The 15,831-nt window shown below is 36.7% G+C and carries 13 protein-coding genes; 5 read left to right on the forward strand and 8 right to left on the reverse strand.

Annotated elements, in window-relative coordinates; genetic code table 11:
* Window positions 1-141 precede the first annotated feature (141 nt).
* From F1325_RS19030 to F1325_RS19040, 3 genes are read left to right on the forward strand one after another with little or no spacing between them, the layout of a single operon-like run.
* Window positions 142-1,506, forward strand: a complete 1,365-nt coding sequence (locus F1325_RS19030; RefSeq protein WP_160230846.1) for a porin family protein — start codon at window positions 142-144, stop codon at window positions 1,504-1,506.
* Between the two features lie 41 nt (window positions 1,507-1,547).
* A complete protein-coding gene (locus F1325_RS19035) occupies window positions 1,548-4,601 on the forward strand; it encodes a TonB-dependent receptor domain-containing protein (protein WP_160230847.1) in 3,054 nt (1,017 codons plus the stop codon).
* Between the two features lie 27 nt (window positions 4,602-4,628).
* Window positions 4,629-5,423, forward strand: a complete 795-nt coding sequence (locus F1325_RS19040; protein ID WP_109373353.1) for an energy transducer TonB — start codon at window positions 4,629-4,631, stop codon at window positions 5,421-5,423.
* A 60-nt stretch (window positions 5,424-5,483) separates the two neighbouring features.
* Here the strand turns inward: F1325_RS19040 and F1325_RS19045 are convergent, their stop codons facing one another.
* The 3 genes from F1325_RS19045 to F1325_RS19055 form a co-directional block, all read right to left on the reverse strand.
* Window positions 5,484-7,445 (reverse strand): hypothetical protein, encoded by a 1,962-nt coding sequence (locus F1325_RS19045; protein ID WP_196573842.1) that lies wholly within the window; start codon window positions 7,443-7,445, stop codon window positions 5,484-5,486.
* 22 nt (window positions 7,446-7,467) lie between these two features.
* A complete protein-coding gene (locus tag F1325_RS19050) occupies window positions 7,468-8,397 on the reverse strand; it encodes a metallophosphoesterase (protein ID WP_109373354.1) in 930 nt (309 codons plus the stop codon).
* 307 nt (window positions 8,398-8,704) lie between these two features.
* Window positions 8,705-9,166, reverse strand: a complete 462-nt coding sequence (locus F1325_RS19055; RefSeq protein WP_109373355.1) for a DUF1097 domain-containing protein — start codon at window positions 9,164-9,166, stop codon at window positions 8,705-8,707.
* A 667-nt stretch (window positions 9,167-9,833) separates the two neighbouring features.
* On the opposite strand from F1325_RS19055, the gene F1325_RS19060 reads away from it, so the two are divergent.
* Together F1325_RS19060 and F1325_RS19065 are read left to right on the forward strand one after the other, a co-directional pair.
* Window positions 9,834-10,286, forward strand: a complete 453-nt coding sequence (locus F1325_RS19060) for a helix-turn-helix domain-containing protein (RefSeq protein ID WP_160230848.1) — start codon at window positions 9,834-9,836, stop codon at window positions 10,284-10,286.
* Window positions 10,286-10,735: a PIN domain-containing protein gene (locus F1325_RS19065; RefSeq protein ID WP_244185060.1), complete on the forward strand. Its 450-nt coding sequence runs from the start codon at window positions 10,286-10,288 to the stop codon at window positions 10,733-10,735. The genes F1325_RS19060 and F1325_RS19065 overlap by 1 nt, the downstream gene beginning before the upstream one ends.
* Before the next feature lie 473 nt (window positions 10,736-11,208).
* Here F1325_RS19065 and mnmE read toward each other — a convergent pair whose 3' ends face one another.
* From mnmE to rpmH, 5 genes are all read right to left on the reverse strand, one after another.
* Window positions 11,209-12,573 carry a tRNA uridine-5-carboxymethylaminomethyl(34) synthesis GTPase MnmE gene (gene mnmE, locus F1325_RS19070; RefSeq protein ID WP_160230849.1) on the reverse strand — a complete coding sequence of 455 codons (1,365 nt, stop codon included), beginning with the start codon at window positions 12,571-12,573 and terminating at the stop codon, window positions 11,209-11,211.
* A 130-nt stretch (window positions 12,574-12,703) separates the two neighbouring features.
* Window positions 12,704-14,344 carry a membrane protein insertase YidC gene (gene yidC, locus F1325_RS19075; RefSeq protein ID WP_023583364.1) on the reverse strand — a complete coding sequence of 547 codons (1,641 nt, stop codon included), beginning with the start codon at window positions 14,342-14,344 and terminating at the stop codon, window positions 12,704-12,706.
* A gap of 2 nt (window positions 14,345-14,346) precedes the next feature.
* Window positions 14,347-14,607: a membrane protein insertion efficiency factor YidD gene (gene yidD / locus F1325_RS19080; RefSeq protein ID WP_072070482.1), complete on the reverse strand. Its 261-nt coding sequence runs from the start codon at window positions 14,605-14,607 to the stop codon at window positions 14,347-14,349.
* On the reverse strand, window positions 14,571-14,930 hold the full coding sequence (rnpA, locus tag F1325_RS19085) for a ribonuclease P protein component (protein ID WP_071788569.1): 360 nt from the start codon (window positions 14,928-14,930) through the stop codon (window positions 14,571-14,573). The genes yidD and rnpA overlap by 37 nt, the downstream gene beginning before the upstream one ends.
* 17 nt (window positions 14,931-14,947) lie before the next feature.
* Window positions 14,948-15,091 (reverse strand): 50S ribosomal protein L34, encoded by a 144-nt coding sequence (gene rpmH / locus F1325_RS19090; RefSeq protein ID WP_004246509.1) that lies wholly within the window; start codon window positions 15,089-15,091, stop codon window positions 14,948-14,950.
* Window positions 15,092-15,831: the final 740 nt, after the last annotated feature.

Below are 15,831 nucleotides of genomic sequence, written 5' to 3' on the forward strand. Positions count from 1 at the left end.
GTTAATTCTTTTAAAAGTGGTATTAGTGGTCATTAAGCTAAATGTTAGCAACAGATAATCTGGTATAGGGTTATCTGTTTTTTTTTATCAAAAATAAACCGATCTTAAGGAATAGGTCGGTTTTTATTATAAGGATATACCATGAATTATTATCGACCTTTAATAAGAAGGTTATTGGCTTTACTACTTATTTTTTTATCATTTAATAGTATGGCGATAGAAAATAATGATAAATTATTGCGTGATCAATTTAATAAAAGAAGTGTCGCGGAAATTGGTCAGCAACTTTACCACTATTTGCAACAACAGCAGTGGCAAAAAGCCGAACAATTATTGCTTTATTATCAACAACAGCCTCAATATGAAGTCTTGCTTGTCAATTATGCAAAGGCGTTACTGGCTCAAAACAGAGGCGATTTTTTAAATGCTGAATTTTATTATCAGCAACAACTTAAGCAAAAAGCCGATTTTATCCCAGCGCAAACAGGGTTAATTCAACTTTATTTTCATTTGCGGGAATATAAAAAAGCACAGCAGCAACTTAATCAATTAAGTAATATGGTTGATTTACCTAAAGATATTATCCAATCTATTGAGTTTTATAGGGTTAAGTTAGCCTCTTATTTTCAAGGCCAACGTTTCTATCAACTTAGCTTCTTTTATGATGATAATATTAACCATGCACCTGATTTACCTGAGCAAATCGTCTCTCAATCTACTCAAAGAAAAGTGACGCTAAGAGGTGCTAAACCCATTGCATCAACAGGCCTTACTCATTATTTTTCTTTTTATCAGCCTTTTATCATTTATTCTCATCATACTTTTTCTTCTTATAATTATGTACGATATATAGATTATCACTCCCACCGTAGCGCTAATTTTTTTGCATTATATACACAATTGGGTTATCGCTATCAAAAACCTCAATATCAATGGTTAATAACACCTTATTACGAAATAAAAAAATCACAAGGTCAATATGAATATCAAGCATGGGGAAGTGAATCACAATTTTTTTATTTTTTTAATAAAAAGCAAACTATTAATTTAAGTGTGGATTATAAAATAAAGAAATATCAAAAAACGTTAAATAATTTAAATAGTCAGCGGCTTAGTTATAGTACTAATCATAACTATTATTTAAATAATAGAGTGCATTTAGTTAATCAATTAAATTATCAATCAGGTCGTAAAAAAAACACTTTATTAAATTATCAGCTGTATGGTATAAAAACAGGCGTTTATTATCCATTGTTAGAAAATTGGCAAGTATCTCTTTTTTTACAGTATCAACTTAAACACTTTAATAATTATAATCCTTTATTAAAAAAGAGAAGAAAAGACAATAGCTTTGTTTTTACAACTAATATTAAAAATAAATCACCCTTTATTTTAGGGTTTTACCCCGCAATAGAATTACGTTATACCCGAAGATTAAGCAATGTGGATTGGTTATATCAGTATCAGCAACATGAAGTATTATTTAAATTAGAAAAACAATTTTAATTAAATAAGTTACTTCCTTTATCAATTGAATAGGTAAAACAATGCATATAATGCTTTTTAGAAAGTGGAAAATTGTTTCAATCTTCGTTTCTCTCTCACTATTTTCCCCTTGCTTTTATCTGCAAGCCAAAGAAGATAAAACCGATCTTGGTCATATTCAAATTTCAGATAATAAAGAAAAAGATAAACAAGGGTATGCTCAAGTGTATGAAAAAGATGTCTCTAATGTTTATTTAGGCAAAGAACTATTAGAGCGTTATCAAGGGGTATCGCCAGCGGACTTACTAAAAAGCGCAATTGGGGTTTATAGTGGTGAAGCGCGTAATGGTGGGGCGCTTGACCCGAATATTCGCGGTATTCAAGGACAAGGGCGAATTCCTGTTACTGTTGATGGGACAGAGCAGGCGATTACTGTTTATCGTGGGTACAGTGGTGCCTCTAATCGTAACTATATTGATTCTAATCTGATTAGTAGTATCTATATTGAAAAAGGTCCTTCATTAACCCCAGATATGAAAACAGGGATTGGTGGTGGTATTGCAATAAAAACCCTAGATATCCGTGATATTGTGCCTATCGGTGACTCTTTTGGGATTAATTTTAAAGGAGATATTAGTAATAACGCTACACGGTATAAAGAAGTTTATACAAATATGATTGAAGATTATCGCTATTATCCGAAATTCTATCAGCAAAATGCTTACATTATTGATCCTGCCTTAGAAATCACCCCTCAAAAAAGTAAAATACAAAATTTTCAAGATTATTCATTTCGTCTTGGGGTAGGTTTTGAAGAGGAAAAATTTAATTTATTATTTGCTTATGCATTACGAGAAAAAGGAAATTACTTTGCAGGAAAGAGAAATGCTAAAAATTATAGTGAAACAGATAAGGATTTACTTGAATCAGTTCATGTAAAAGATGGGGGAAGAAACTTTGAGCCTTATTTGCCTTTTATTGCTCATATTTATCGCCCAAATAATGAAGTACCGAACACTTCCAATCGCAGTCGCTCTATTTTAGTTAAAGGAACATTATTTCCTGAATCAATGCACCATTTTTCCATTAATTACCGATACACAGACTTACTGTTTGGCGATATTATGCCATCACGTTTAAGTTGGGTTCGTTATGATAAAAATTTGGTAAATCAATGGCCGTTAGGAAATATTACACAACAAGCAGGAGTATTAACTTATCAATATAAACCAGAAAATAAACAAGCAGATTTATTATTAAGATTGTGGGGAAATTTAACCACAGGACATACCAATACTCGTGGTGGTAAGCCAAGAGAGCCAAAAAAAGTTGATTCGTTTGCTAATAGAAATACCGAATGGGAACTCAGTTATGATACTGGATTTATTGATACTTCTTCTCTGTATCAAGAAAATAACCGTTACGGTATTGATTTATCTTCGATATTTAAATTATCACCTCAATTTTCCATTTCATTTTCCAGTCATTATCAATTTGAAAAATTAAATAGTGATGAAATTGATGTACCTGAGGGGCTTGATTTTGTTACCGCTGGGCGAGCGGGGCAACGTCATGAAGTCAATTTAGCCCTTTCCACTGATTGGAAACCGCTTTCTTGGTTAGCCATTACTGCAGGTGGCAAATATCATTATTATCATTTAACAGATACTTTTTTAAATAATAAGCGGAAAAATAAAGTAAAGGGTTATGAGAAATCTCCCTCAATAAGAGGCTTTATTCTTCCTTATCGACGCACATTAACCGCTGAGGAATATTTATTATATAGGGCTTACCATAGGGTAGAGATAGAAAGCTTACCTGAAGAGCTTAAAAATTATCGACGTTATCCAGAAATAAACAAAAAAGTGCGTGAGTTTTTACGATCTAAATTTGTTTATCCGGAATATGAACAATTATTACCTGAAATAAAAGAAAAGATTATTAATAGTAATAAAATTAAAGGTGTTCAGGTTAATATGATGCATGATGATTTTCTTCGAGATGAACAAGGAAATCTCAATATACAATCTTCTCAAGAACGTCCTATGCTCACGGAATATACCGTCATACTTTATGACAAAAATGGCGAATTATCCAAAAGCAACAATATGTTCTTAAATGGTCATCTTAATACTAATGAAAAAGTACCCGATCCAATTACAGGTAAACGAGTTAATAAATATGAAATGGGTGTGACAAATCCAATCCCTATTTATCTTGATGATGATAAAGATAAATTTGCACCTGAGCCTAGCTATCAACATGGGGCATTTTCACCTCTAGTTTCTGCGACGGTGTATGCCAACGAGATATTACGTTTTTATGGACGCTATACTGAGCAACTGCGTTTACCTAATTTATTTGAAGATACTAGCGGGTTTTCAGGCTCTAAAGCTCGTTATTACGGTTTTAAATTAAAACCAGAACGCGCCAAAAGTACAGAGTTTGGGGTCGTGTTTGATTTTACCGATTGGCTTAATATAGAGCGCCATGCTGACGTTAAAATTAATTATTTTTATACCAATATTGAAAATGTGTTTGATAGAGATGCGAATTGGCAAATTAGGCAATTTGAAAAGCAAAAATTAGAAGGGTTGGAAGTTCAAGCGCGTTTTGATAACGGTTTTATCTTTATGGATACCGCTCTTGTTTATAGTCATAAAAATAAGGTATGCGATAAAAATGCTTTTAGTAACTATGATCCCTTTGGTTTCTTGGGTATTAAAGAGTGTATGACAGGGGGGTATCCCGGTGGTTTTTTACGTACCTCTATTCAGCCTAAATATTCAGTTAATTTACATTTAGGTACTCGTTGGTTAGATAATAAATTAGAAATAGGTAGCCGTTGGCTCTATTCATCAGAAGTAGAAAATAAAGATGAAAAATGGCTAAAAGAAAAATTACCAAGAGAAATGTATGGCAGAAATAATAACCCGATGCGTTGGGCAAAAGTCTTTACCGTTGATGCCTATATTAACTATCAATATAGCCCTAATTTATCTTTTGAAATAACGGGCAGTAATTTATTAAACGAATATTACATTGATCCATTAACGCGATCAGGTATGCCCGCACCGGGAAGAACGTTCCGATTAGGTGTTACTGCACAATTTTAATTAAAAGAGAGTAAGGAGCTTTTATTTATGTTGGCACTTTCTGTCAGGCATCCGCTTAATATTTATTATTGGCTAATAGGGATATCGTTAGTTTATATCACCATATTAAGTTGGGTGTTACGTTCACTTTCTATGACAGAAAGTGCGCACCATATTCATCAGCAACAAGAAAATACATTATCCGTTTACCAAGTGGTATTTTCACCTCCCCAACAATCGACAGTCGTACCAGAGGCTTTAGTGGAAACGGAACCTCAAGAAACGCCCGTTGTTTTACCAAGTACCGATAAAGGGGAGTTTGTTGAAGTACCCAAGAAAATACCTGAAAAACCCAAAGAAAAACCTATACCCATAAAACCAATCACACCAGTGAAGAAGCCTATTGTACAAAAAAAAGTAGAGCCAATGAAACAGCGTGATTTAGAAAGCCAAATCGCGCAAACGACATCTGGATCATCGGCAGAAAGCTTAACGCAACATACTGCAAGCTCGTTAGCAGGAAGAAGTCACGCATTAAGCGAGAAAGGAATAGGGCAAGGTGAATCTGACAATCACTATATTAGTTCACTGCGTCGAGAAATAGAGCGCCATAAACGTTATCCCTCACAAGCGCGTCGTATGCAACATGAAGGTCAGGTAGTGGTGAGTTTTTCACTAACATCAGAAGGTACGGTTTCAAGGGTTGAGATAGAAAGTACTTCAGGTATTTCTTCTCTTGATAATGCGGCCATTGCGGCGGTTAAACGCGTAAAACCCATTGGCCCTAAACCCGAAAGCCTATTGAACCCTTTAATTGTTGCATTAGATTTTCAATTAAATTAATGAGCTAACGAAAACACCTAAGTGTGATTTTGACTTAGGTGTTTTTATTAGAATTGATGGCTAAAACAGCACAGTAATATCCGCTAATACCGTATCAGGTTTAGAAAAGTGTAAATAAAAATAAAGATTGGATTCGTTTTCACGTATGAATAAATAGTCTAATTCAAGCTGATAAGTACGAAAATAGGCTTTGTTATTTGTTACTGGATGATTAAGTAGAGGCGTTATTTTATAAACGACATTGTCCTGATTTAGGCCAAGCGAAAATGTATTTGAAGCAATTAATGTACCGTTAATGGCATTACCCGTTCTCACTGAAACTGAAAGTGATTGTTCACTTTCAGCTGCGCACTGTAATAACACCTTCATTTTTTGTGAATTATCTGTTTTTCCAATCGTTTCTTCTGAAGGCAAGCAAAAATAGGCTTCTTGATTTAATAAAATACAGTTTTTACCTACCAGCATATCACTATACCCATACTGAGCTTTACTTAGTTGCGTATCAAACCCATGATTTAAATCCAGTTCATAGCTTTTTTGTGGTATCGGTAAGTGGTTTTTAGTTTCTAGCGTAAGAGACGCATAACCGTCATAAAAACGGAATATAGGTGCCGATTCTGTTAGCCAAGCACCAGAATCATCATGGCATTGTTTGCCATTATGTCGGCTTAAATAAAGGTTTACGCCATTAAAACAGTAACCAGGAATATTGAGATAAGACTTGTTCTCGCGACCGCCTTGACCAATGGTAAAACTATTATTGTTTACGTCATCAAGTACCATATAGTGTAATGCCCCCCAAGGGGTGTCAGAAATATAACGTACAGAAGGTAAAATTTGATTGGGTGATAAATATGACTTACTGCTATCTGGCGTAAAAAAGGTTTCTGTTTTTAATACATCACGGCTATCACCGGTTACACCATAACAGCCTTCATATTGAGAACTATCTGCTATTTTTTCAATACTTAAGTAGTTGTGTTTAATACGAATAACGGCATCAATATGAGAATAGGTTTCGATACTCTGTAACATTGATGTTCGGTGTAATATATCTTTGCCTATATCAAAATAAGCTTTGTAATAGCTGATTTTAGGATCATGGCTATAATCGTTTCCATATAGCTCTAAGCTATTCCAACGAGAAAAAGGAATGTTAAATTCGATTTCAAAACTCTTTTTTATCCAAGTCTGATAAAAAGATAATCCTGATATATAAACACCAGATAAAAAGGTATTACTTTTATTGTAATCATCTTTAAATACACCAGAGGTTTGCTGATAAATTGTAGTGTGAATAGCACTATTAAATTTATCTATACTTTCTCTTAATGTTTTTAGATTGCTTTTAAAGTAATTATCACTTAACTCGAGTTTATCTTTATTGGTGAGAATATCGTAGTGTGCCGCAACAAAAAGGGCGCAACAGTGACAATAAAAAGGTAAGCCTGCTGATTGCGCTAAATTTAATACTAAGGGTTGTTGAGAAACAATAGTAGTAATGACATCATCAAAACGGTTGAGTACTTGTTCCCGTAAATCTTGTTTTTGTTGAGCCGAATAACGCATTGTGGGATCAAGATAACGAGCAAGTGAATCAGAAAATAACTGATAAACGTCAGATATTCCCTCTGTGGTAAGTTTGATTATCTTAACGTTATTATCAGCGATTTTAGCGTCAATAATACGAGAGACATGTTCGATAATTTGATTAGCTAACGAACTATCTTTCATATTTTTATTCATCAAACCAAAGAGCGCAGAGGTGATTTTTGATAATGCACCACCGACAACAGGGATTAAGCCAATAATATGCCCGATGACGGTTTGCCCTACAATCATGGGGGCATTTAAAGGATCTTGCTCATTGAATTTATCTACAATGGTGGGTAAGACATTACTGTTGCGGTTAATCATATCCAACATACCTTCTTGGAGTTCTTGGTAGTCGATACAGATTAATGGCTGTGTTGTGGGTAGTGATGAAGGACTAATGGCGACTTTTAATGGGTTTAAATACATAACAAACGCTCCTTGTTTAAAATTAGTTCCATTGTTCGATTAATTGAGGTTGTCCTGATAGTCCGTTATAAACAGCAATAGAGAGTTGTGAGCCATTAACTCCAACAGATAAGTAATCCCCTTTAAATAAAGCGCCACTGTTATAAACGGGAACATCACCAAATATTTCACTACCACCATAACGGTTATCTTGCCCAACATAATGCGTATGGCCGACGAAAACCGCTTTCACGCCATAATGCTCAAGCATATATTTAAAGAATGAGAGTTCTTCTTGTGAGGAGTTTTCAGGAAAATGTTGGTGACCATCATGAAAGTTTAAAATAATAGTTTTATTGCGATTCCGTGCTTGGATTAAATCTTTTTCTAACCAATCAATAGAGTCTGTCACATTAATGGTTGATGCTGCCCAGTGGTCGAGTACGACATGATAAGTGGGATAATTTTGTAATTGGACAAAATGAATATCGCCATATTCCCACGAATACGCTTTACTGCCTGAATATTCGCTACTGTCATATCTAAAATTACCTGAAGTCGAATAACCACGGTATTCTTCAATACGATAATGCATATCAAATACCATGCCTCGTGCACAAGCATTCATACTTAAATCAGAATTACTGGGTTCGGAGCAATCACCCACGTTATTTTGATAATCGTGATTACCAAGACCAACATAAGTAATAAACCCTAAGGGGGAAGGGGCAAAAAAAGAACGAAAACTTTCACGTTGATAACGGCGACCAAACTCCGTCAAATCACCATTAATAATGCCAAAAACAAAAGATTTTTCATGGTGTAATAATTGAATACTATCCCTTACTTTTTTTATCGTTGATTCCCAACGAGATTGATCATCATTAGGATCATTATTATCTAAGTCTAGCCTCCAAGGCTGAGGATCTGACATCACGATAATATTGTAGTTTGTTGATTGTGTTGCACTCATAATTAATTTCCTTTTAAATGTGTTTTTCTCCCTTTATTTTTTGACGGAAATTTAAAATAAGCACAATATTAAATATTGTTAGTTAATTATAATTTTAATAACAAATGTCTTTATTTTTATCATTTTAAATGCCCAATATATGATTTTTTAAATATAAATTATCTTCTAATTAAATTAATTTAAAATATCAATATTAGCGCTTATGGATATACCTTAGATTGATTTTAGATAATGTCTTTTGAGGAGATAAAAAAGCGGCTTTAGCATGACTAAACACCGCTTTTAGATTTGTGTTAGCATAAATAAATTACGCTGTTTTCGGCCATTTATTGGCAACCCAAAGCCCACTCATTTTCATCGAATAACCAAATAAAACACCAACGATTAATGAAGGGATGGTTTGAGCTAAATCCCCTTGTGCTGCAAATATTGTACATGCCCCAATAAATGTGCCGGGGATATAAGCAAGTAATGCACTTTTAGCTTGAATACACATCACAAAGGCAATAACACCTGTTACTGCATACCCAAAAATAGATATATCACTAAAGACTTGGCTACCATAAATAATCGCTAATGCCCAAATTACGCCACTCATAATGGTTGCCATAGTAACGGCTAATCCTTTAATACCCTCTTTAGGATAAGCAAAATAGGCGGTACAACCTAAAAAGCCAGCCCAGCTTAATAAGTCAAATTGATTAGCAACAAATGCCCAAATGGCAGAAAGAATGCCTGTTGTCAGTGCAGTAAAGTAAAGCGTTCTCACGATAGACTCTTAAATAAAAGAGGGATATTTACCCAGTTAACTAAAAACGAAGTTTAGCATTATCATTAGTTGATTTACTATATTTAGATCATTAAAAAGCATAATTAAGATGCGTATTTATGCGATATTTAAAATCTATTTTTATTAGAAAAAAATAAAGAAGAGAAAGTAAACGTTTGCGTTGTTGAAATAATTAGTTAATTAGCAAACAAATAAACAATTATTATTTATTAATATGAATATAAAAGGTAAAAAGAAAATAAGTGAATTCTTTTTAATTTACTCTTTGTTGAAAAAATTCGTTACCAAGTGCAATGTCGATCGCTTATTATTTACCTGCTATAACCGTTAAAAGCATATTTACACGGTATAGCAGGCCAATCTTAGTGATTACTTCCCGATACAGAAACTAAAAATGTAAAAATACTCAAAGTGTTAGAAAGCTATTGGCGCACATGTGGAGTGCAACCTTTTGTTAGGTTTTACCATGAAGAACCCTTTATTGAAAGGAACGAATCGCTTCTGGAGGTAAGTTTTTAGGGATATCTCATGCAGTAAACTCTCTTATTGTTGCGAATATTTCGAATATTGACTTTTTCGAATATTTCGGATAATGTTGTGATGTACTGATTTGTATAATCTAAATTTGAAACTAGAGAGAAATACGATGAATACTGTTACAAAATTACCAAGCGCTGAAGAAATTGCGCTGGCTAAGCTTGGTAGTCAAGAGTTGTCAGCCGTAATGGAAACCAATGGCGGAGCTCAAAGGATCAATGTTATCGATAAGTTAGGTAAGACTCATGAAGTCATGATCCCATCAAGTGCATTAAATATGATGATTGAGGTACTTACTCAATTAGGTCAGGGTAACTCTGTTAGCATTACACCCATTCATGCCGAACTAACAACGCAAGAAGGTGCTGACATGCTAAATATGTCTCGTCCTACATTTATTAAGCTCTTAGATTCTAAAGAGATTCCGTTTAGTCGCACAGGTAACCGTAGGAAGGTAGCCTATGCTGACCTTATGGAATACAAAAACCGTTTAGAAGAAAACCGACTGGCAGCTCTTGCTGAACTATCCGCATTGGATCAAAAAATGGATATGGGATATTAATGACATCATATACGGTGATTTTAGACGCATGTGTTATGTATCCTGCTCCGCTTCGCAGTTACCTAATGTATTTATCCAACACTGGGCTATTCAGAGCACGATGGACAGAGCAAATACATGATGAATGGATTCGTAATCTTATCAAGAACAACCCAGATGCCGATCTTGGGCGGCTAGAAAGAACCAAGCAGTTAATGAACGCTCATGTACCTGACTGCTTAGTTGAAGGTTATGAGTCATTGGTTGATGGTTTAACTTTGCCAGACGTTGATGATAGACATGTTGTTGCCGCTGCTATTAAAGGACGAGCAGAGTCTATCATCACCTTCAATCTAAAAGACTTCCCTACAACGGAGCTTGATCCGCTAGGTCTTTCTGCAATACATCCAGATGAGTTTTTATGTGATATGTTTGAGCTAGATAGCAGTGCTTGCGTCAAGGCTGCCTAGCAACAACGAGGTTCGTTGAAAAGACCACCAATGACTCAAGATGAGTTTTTAGCTTGCTTGCAAAAGCAGAAGCTTCCAAGTTTCGTCTCAAAATTAAAGAACTTTAAGCTTATGCTTTAATAGAAATAGTTTTATAATCAAGATCACCAAGCATGTTTGATCAAAATACGACTCACAGATTGAAAAGCAATCAAAAAAAACCATTTCTTTATATCATCAGGGCGTTCCGATGATAGCGGTGGGATACTTACTTTATCAAAAAGCTACCGAAAAGTGATTTTACGATGAACTTGACGGCTCTATCAGCTTGACTGGGAGTAAATAGGGATCAATTTTTAGCAAAATGGAGCAAAAGCATGTGAAATGTAGTAAAACCGCTTCGCAACAAAAATTAATAATAACCATTAAAAACAATTACTTATTCTGATGTGTTTTGAAGGGTTTTACCACATTTCTCTGATTGATGAGTTACTTTACTTCCCAATACAGAAACTAGAGAAAATACGGCCTAATAAGTCATCAGAGGTAAATTCACCAGTGATTTCACTTAACGCTTGTTGAGCTAGTCTTAACTCTTCTGCCAATAATTCACCTGATTTTGCATAAACTAATTGTTCATGACCTTGTTGTAAGTGCTCTGCTGCGGTATTTAAGGCTTGTAAGTGGCGACGACGCGCTAAGAAACCACCTTCAGTATTACTATTAAAACCCATAGCTTCTTTTAGGTGATCGCGCAGCAATTCAATACCCATTCCATCGCGTGCGGATAAGCGGATCATCGGGTAATTACCTTGAGCCGTGATCTCAACATTCTCACCCGTTAAGTCTGATTTATTACGAATAACAGTAACAGGCAAGGTATTTGGTAAACGAGCCATAAATTCAGGCCAGATATCTTCAGGGGTTGTTGCATCAGTTGTGGTGCTATCAACCATAAATAACACTCTGTCTGCTTGCTCAATCTCTTTCCAAGCACGCTCAATACCAATACGTTCAACTTCATCACTGGCTTCACGTAGACCCGCTGTATCGATAATATGCAAAGGCATACCATCGATATGAATATGTTCACGCAATACATCACGCGTTGTACCAGCAATATCCGTAACAATCGCCGCGTCTCTGCCTGCTAATGCATTCAATAAGCTTGATTTACCCGCATTAGGGCGACCCGCGATAACTACTTTCATTCCTTCACGCAGTAAGCTGCCTTGGCGTGCTTGAGCCCGAACATTATCTAATTCTGTAATAACAGCATTAAGTTTTCCTTCAATGATACCGTCAGAAAGAAAATCAATTTCTTCATCAGGGAAATCAATGGCCGCTTCAACATAGATGCGTAAGTGAGTTAATGACTCTACCATCTCGTTAATATGAGAGGAGAATGCACCTTGTAATGAATTAATCGCTGAACGTGCCGCTTGTTCTGAGCTGGCATCAATTAAATCAGCAATGGCTTCGGCTTGTGCTAAGTCGAGTTTGTCGTTTAAGAATGCGCGTTCAGAAAACTCACCAGGATTGGCAATTCGCACACCAGGAATTTGTAAGATACGTTTTAGTAATAAATCCAGAATAACGGGGCCGCCATGACCTTGTAGTTCTAGAACATCTTCGCCTGTAAATGAGTGCGGGTTTGGGAAAAAGAGGGCGATACCCTGATCAAGCACGGAGTTATCATCATTGCGAAATGGCAGATAATCGGCATAACGAGGTTTAGGTAATTTACCTAAGACAGTTTGTGCCACAAGTGCTGCTTTTGGGCCAGAAACGCGTAGGATACCAACACCGCCTCTTCCCGGAGGTGTGGCCTGAGCGACGATAGTATCAGTGCTATGCATGGTGTACTCGCTTAATCAGAATAATCATATCAATATAAAAAACAGAAGGCGGTCATTGTAGACCGCCTTCGCTATTTTATGTCACTTTCCTTTGAATGTAACCAAGGAAGAGGTTTTTCCTCATGTGACCTTATTTTTTGTCTCTGCTGTGTAAGCCTCGTTTTTCCAGACCGCGGTAAATTAACTGCTGCTGGATAATGGTCACTAAGTTACTGACGATATAGTACAGAACCAGACCTGATGGGAACCACAGGAAGAATACAGTAAACACAACCGGCATAAAGGTCATGATTTTTTGTTGCATCGGATCAGTCACTGCTGTAGGAGACAGTTTCTGAATGATGAACATTGTCACACCCATTAATAATGGCAGGATGTAGTACGGATCTTGTGCAGATAAGTCTTGGATCCATAACATAAATGGCGCATGACGTAATTCAACAGAGCCCATCAGCATGTAATACAACGCAAGGAAGATTGGCATCTGGATAATTAGTGGTAAACAACCACCCAGAGGATTCACTTTCTCTTGTTTGTATAACGCCATCATTTCTTGGCTCATACGTTGTTTGTCATCACCAATACGTTCACGCAGTGCAGCCAGTTTTGGTTGCAGTAAACGCATTTTCGCCATGGAGGTGTACTGCGCTTTAGTCAGCGGGTACATGATACCACGAACGATAAAGGTGATCATGATGATGGAGAAGCCCCAGTTACCGATAAAGCTGTGAAGGAATTTCAGCAGTTTAAACAGTGGCTGAGAGATAAACCATAACCAACCGTAGTCTACAGATAGGTCTAAATGTGGCGCAATAGCTGACATTTCTGATTGAATTTCAGGACCGACCCATAATGTTGAGCTGATATCAGCACTGCTATTTGGTGCAATTGTCACTGGTGCTGATTTATAACCAATCAGAGCAATAGATTTGTTTTCTAAAGTGATTGAGTAGAAGCTATTGTTCTGACTCTCTTTAGAAGGAACCCATGCTGTTGCAAAGTATTGTTGTAACATTGCAACCCAACCATTGTTGGTGGTTATAGATAAGTTTTTATCTTCGATATCACCAAAGCTGTATTTTTTATAGTTGGTTTCATCTGATGAGTATGCCGCACCACGATAAGTGTGTAGCGCAAAGTTGCTGCTACCTGTATCACGGCTTTCTGGCAATTTTACAGATTGTTTTAACTGACCGTAGAAGTTCATGGTCAATGTTTTATCTGTTGTATTTTCAATTTTGTAATCAATACCGATATCGTACTGACCTTTCTTTAGAATGAAGGTTTTGACGAATTTTACGCCTTCTTCATTTACGAAAGTCATAGGTACGCGTAATTCATCTTGATTTTCACCAAGTACGAATTCGTTTTTATCAGCACTATAAACTGGGCGAGATTTCTGATCTGGACCATCTGGGCCGATTAAGCCACTTTGAGCCTGATACAGGAATTGTGGTGTAGTTTCCAGTAAACGGAAAGGTGTTGTCGAATTAAGCTCGGCGGGATAGGCTAACAAATCAGCCTCATCGATAGTACCGCCCTGAGTATTGATGCGAAGATCAAGTACGTCAGTTTTTACGGTAATCAATTTTGCCTGCTCATTGCTGTTACCAGTTACAGCAAGACTATCACTGCTTGGCACGTCCGCTTGTTGCGAGACCTGTGCGGTAGTGGTGGTGTTTTGTGAAACTTTATCACCCTCCCACTGCTGCCAGATCAGGAAAGAAACGAACAGCAAAGCGATGAATAGAAGATTGCGTTGCGAATCCATCGTTAATTTTCTCTGTTATCGTCGTTTTTTCTAGGTGGGACAGGATCATCACCACCTTCGTGTAAAGGGTGGCATTTTAATATGCGTTTCACTGTTAACCAACTACCTTTTATCATTCCAAACCTGCGCAATGCCTCAATTCCGTAATGAGAGCACGTAGGATTAAAACGACAACGAGGCCCCAACAGAGGACTAATCCCCAGTTGATAGCCCCTAATCAGCAAGATCAGGACTTTTGAGCCAAGCGACAATGACGACGCCATAATTTACCCAACACTTCCGTCAATTGATGGTTATCAAGTTCAGCAACCCCTTTTCTTACTAATAGCACAAAATCCATCGGCGGTAATTCATGCTGATGTAAACGAAAGTATTCACGGGCTAATCGTTTAATACGATTGCGCTCATGAGCACGTTTAACGTTTTTCTTTGCGATTGTTAGACCGATGCGGGGATGCCCCAGCTCATTCTGGCGACCCAAAATAGTAACTTCTGGAGAACTCGCACGTTGTGGCTGCTGGAAAACAAAATTGAAATGCTTGGGAGTTAACAAACGTAACTCCCTTGGAAAAGCGAGCTTAACCACGGAATGGTTAGCTTTTATTATTTCGAAGAAACGGTCAGACGAGCGCGGCCTTTCGCACGACGGCGAGCCAGAACCTGACGACCATTTTTAGTGGCCATACGAGCGCGGAAGCCGTGGTTACGGTTGCGCTTCAGTACAGACGGTTGAAAAGTGCGTTTCATGGCGATTTCTACCTACTTAATATAATTACTGATTCAGCAAATGCGTTGACAGACAGGCGTGCAATAAATAAACAAACCAGTACTTCAATCGCAGCATCAATGATGGAAAGATGCGGGATTGTAATAAAATCACTCAAATGCGTCAATGAAGATGACGCTTTAAGTACCGATTTTTGTCGTCTTTTTTAGCAAACCCGATAATCAATCCTGACTTATGCGCAACGAGTACGCTTATTAGCGACCTAAAAAAAGTCTTAATAAGTGACTTTGTTGGTACAAGCACGCAGGGTGCAAGATTATACGGACTCATGGTGAAAGCGCAAGGATCTTTAGCGGATCAAATGAGAGATATTTGATCACTTACTATAAGAAAGAGAGATTTATGCAAAGAGAAAGTTATCCCCAATTGCTATTTGTAGGACGACTCAAGTACACTAGAACGCCTTTGCATATTTCATTTGGTGAATTATCACAAATCGGCAAGCCTGTGGATAAAAACCATAAAAACTGTGCAAAAGAAAGAGGATCTTCGTTTCATTTTGCGATATGATCCCCCGTCACGATCAGAATAGCCAGTCTGCGATCGTGAGTCACGATGTAAAAAAATCGTTGTCACCAAGAGTTGTTCCTTATTAAGAATTGAAGAGGAACGGTGTTGTGCACTTTGTATTTAGGCGCACAGTGTTTAACTGCATTTTTCCTGTTTATTTTTTAGTCTTGTTTTTTTAGGGGAGTCCGCC

The organism is Proteus columbae (genome assembly GCF_009914335.1).
In the GTDB taxonomy this organism is placed as follows: domain Bacteria; phylum Pseudomonadota; class Gammaproteobacteria; order Enterobacterales; family Enterobacteriaceae; genus Proteus.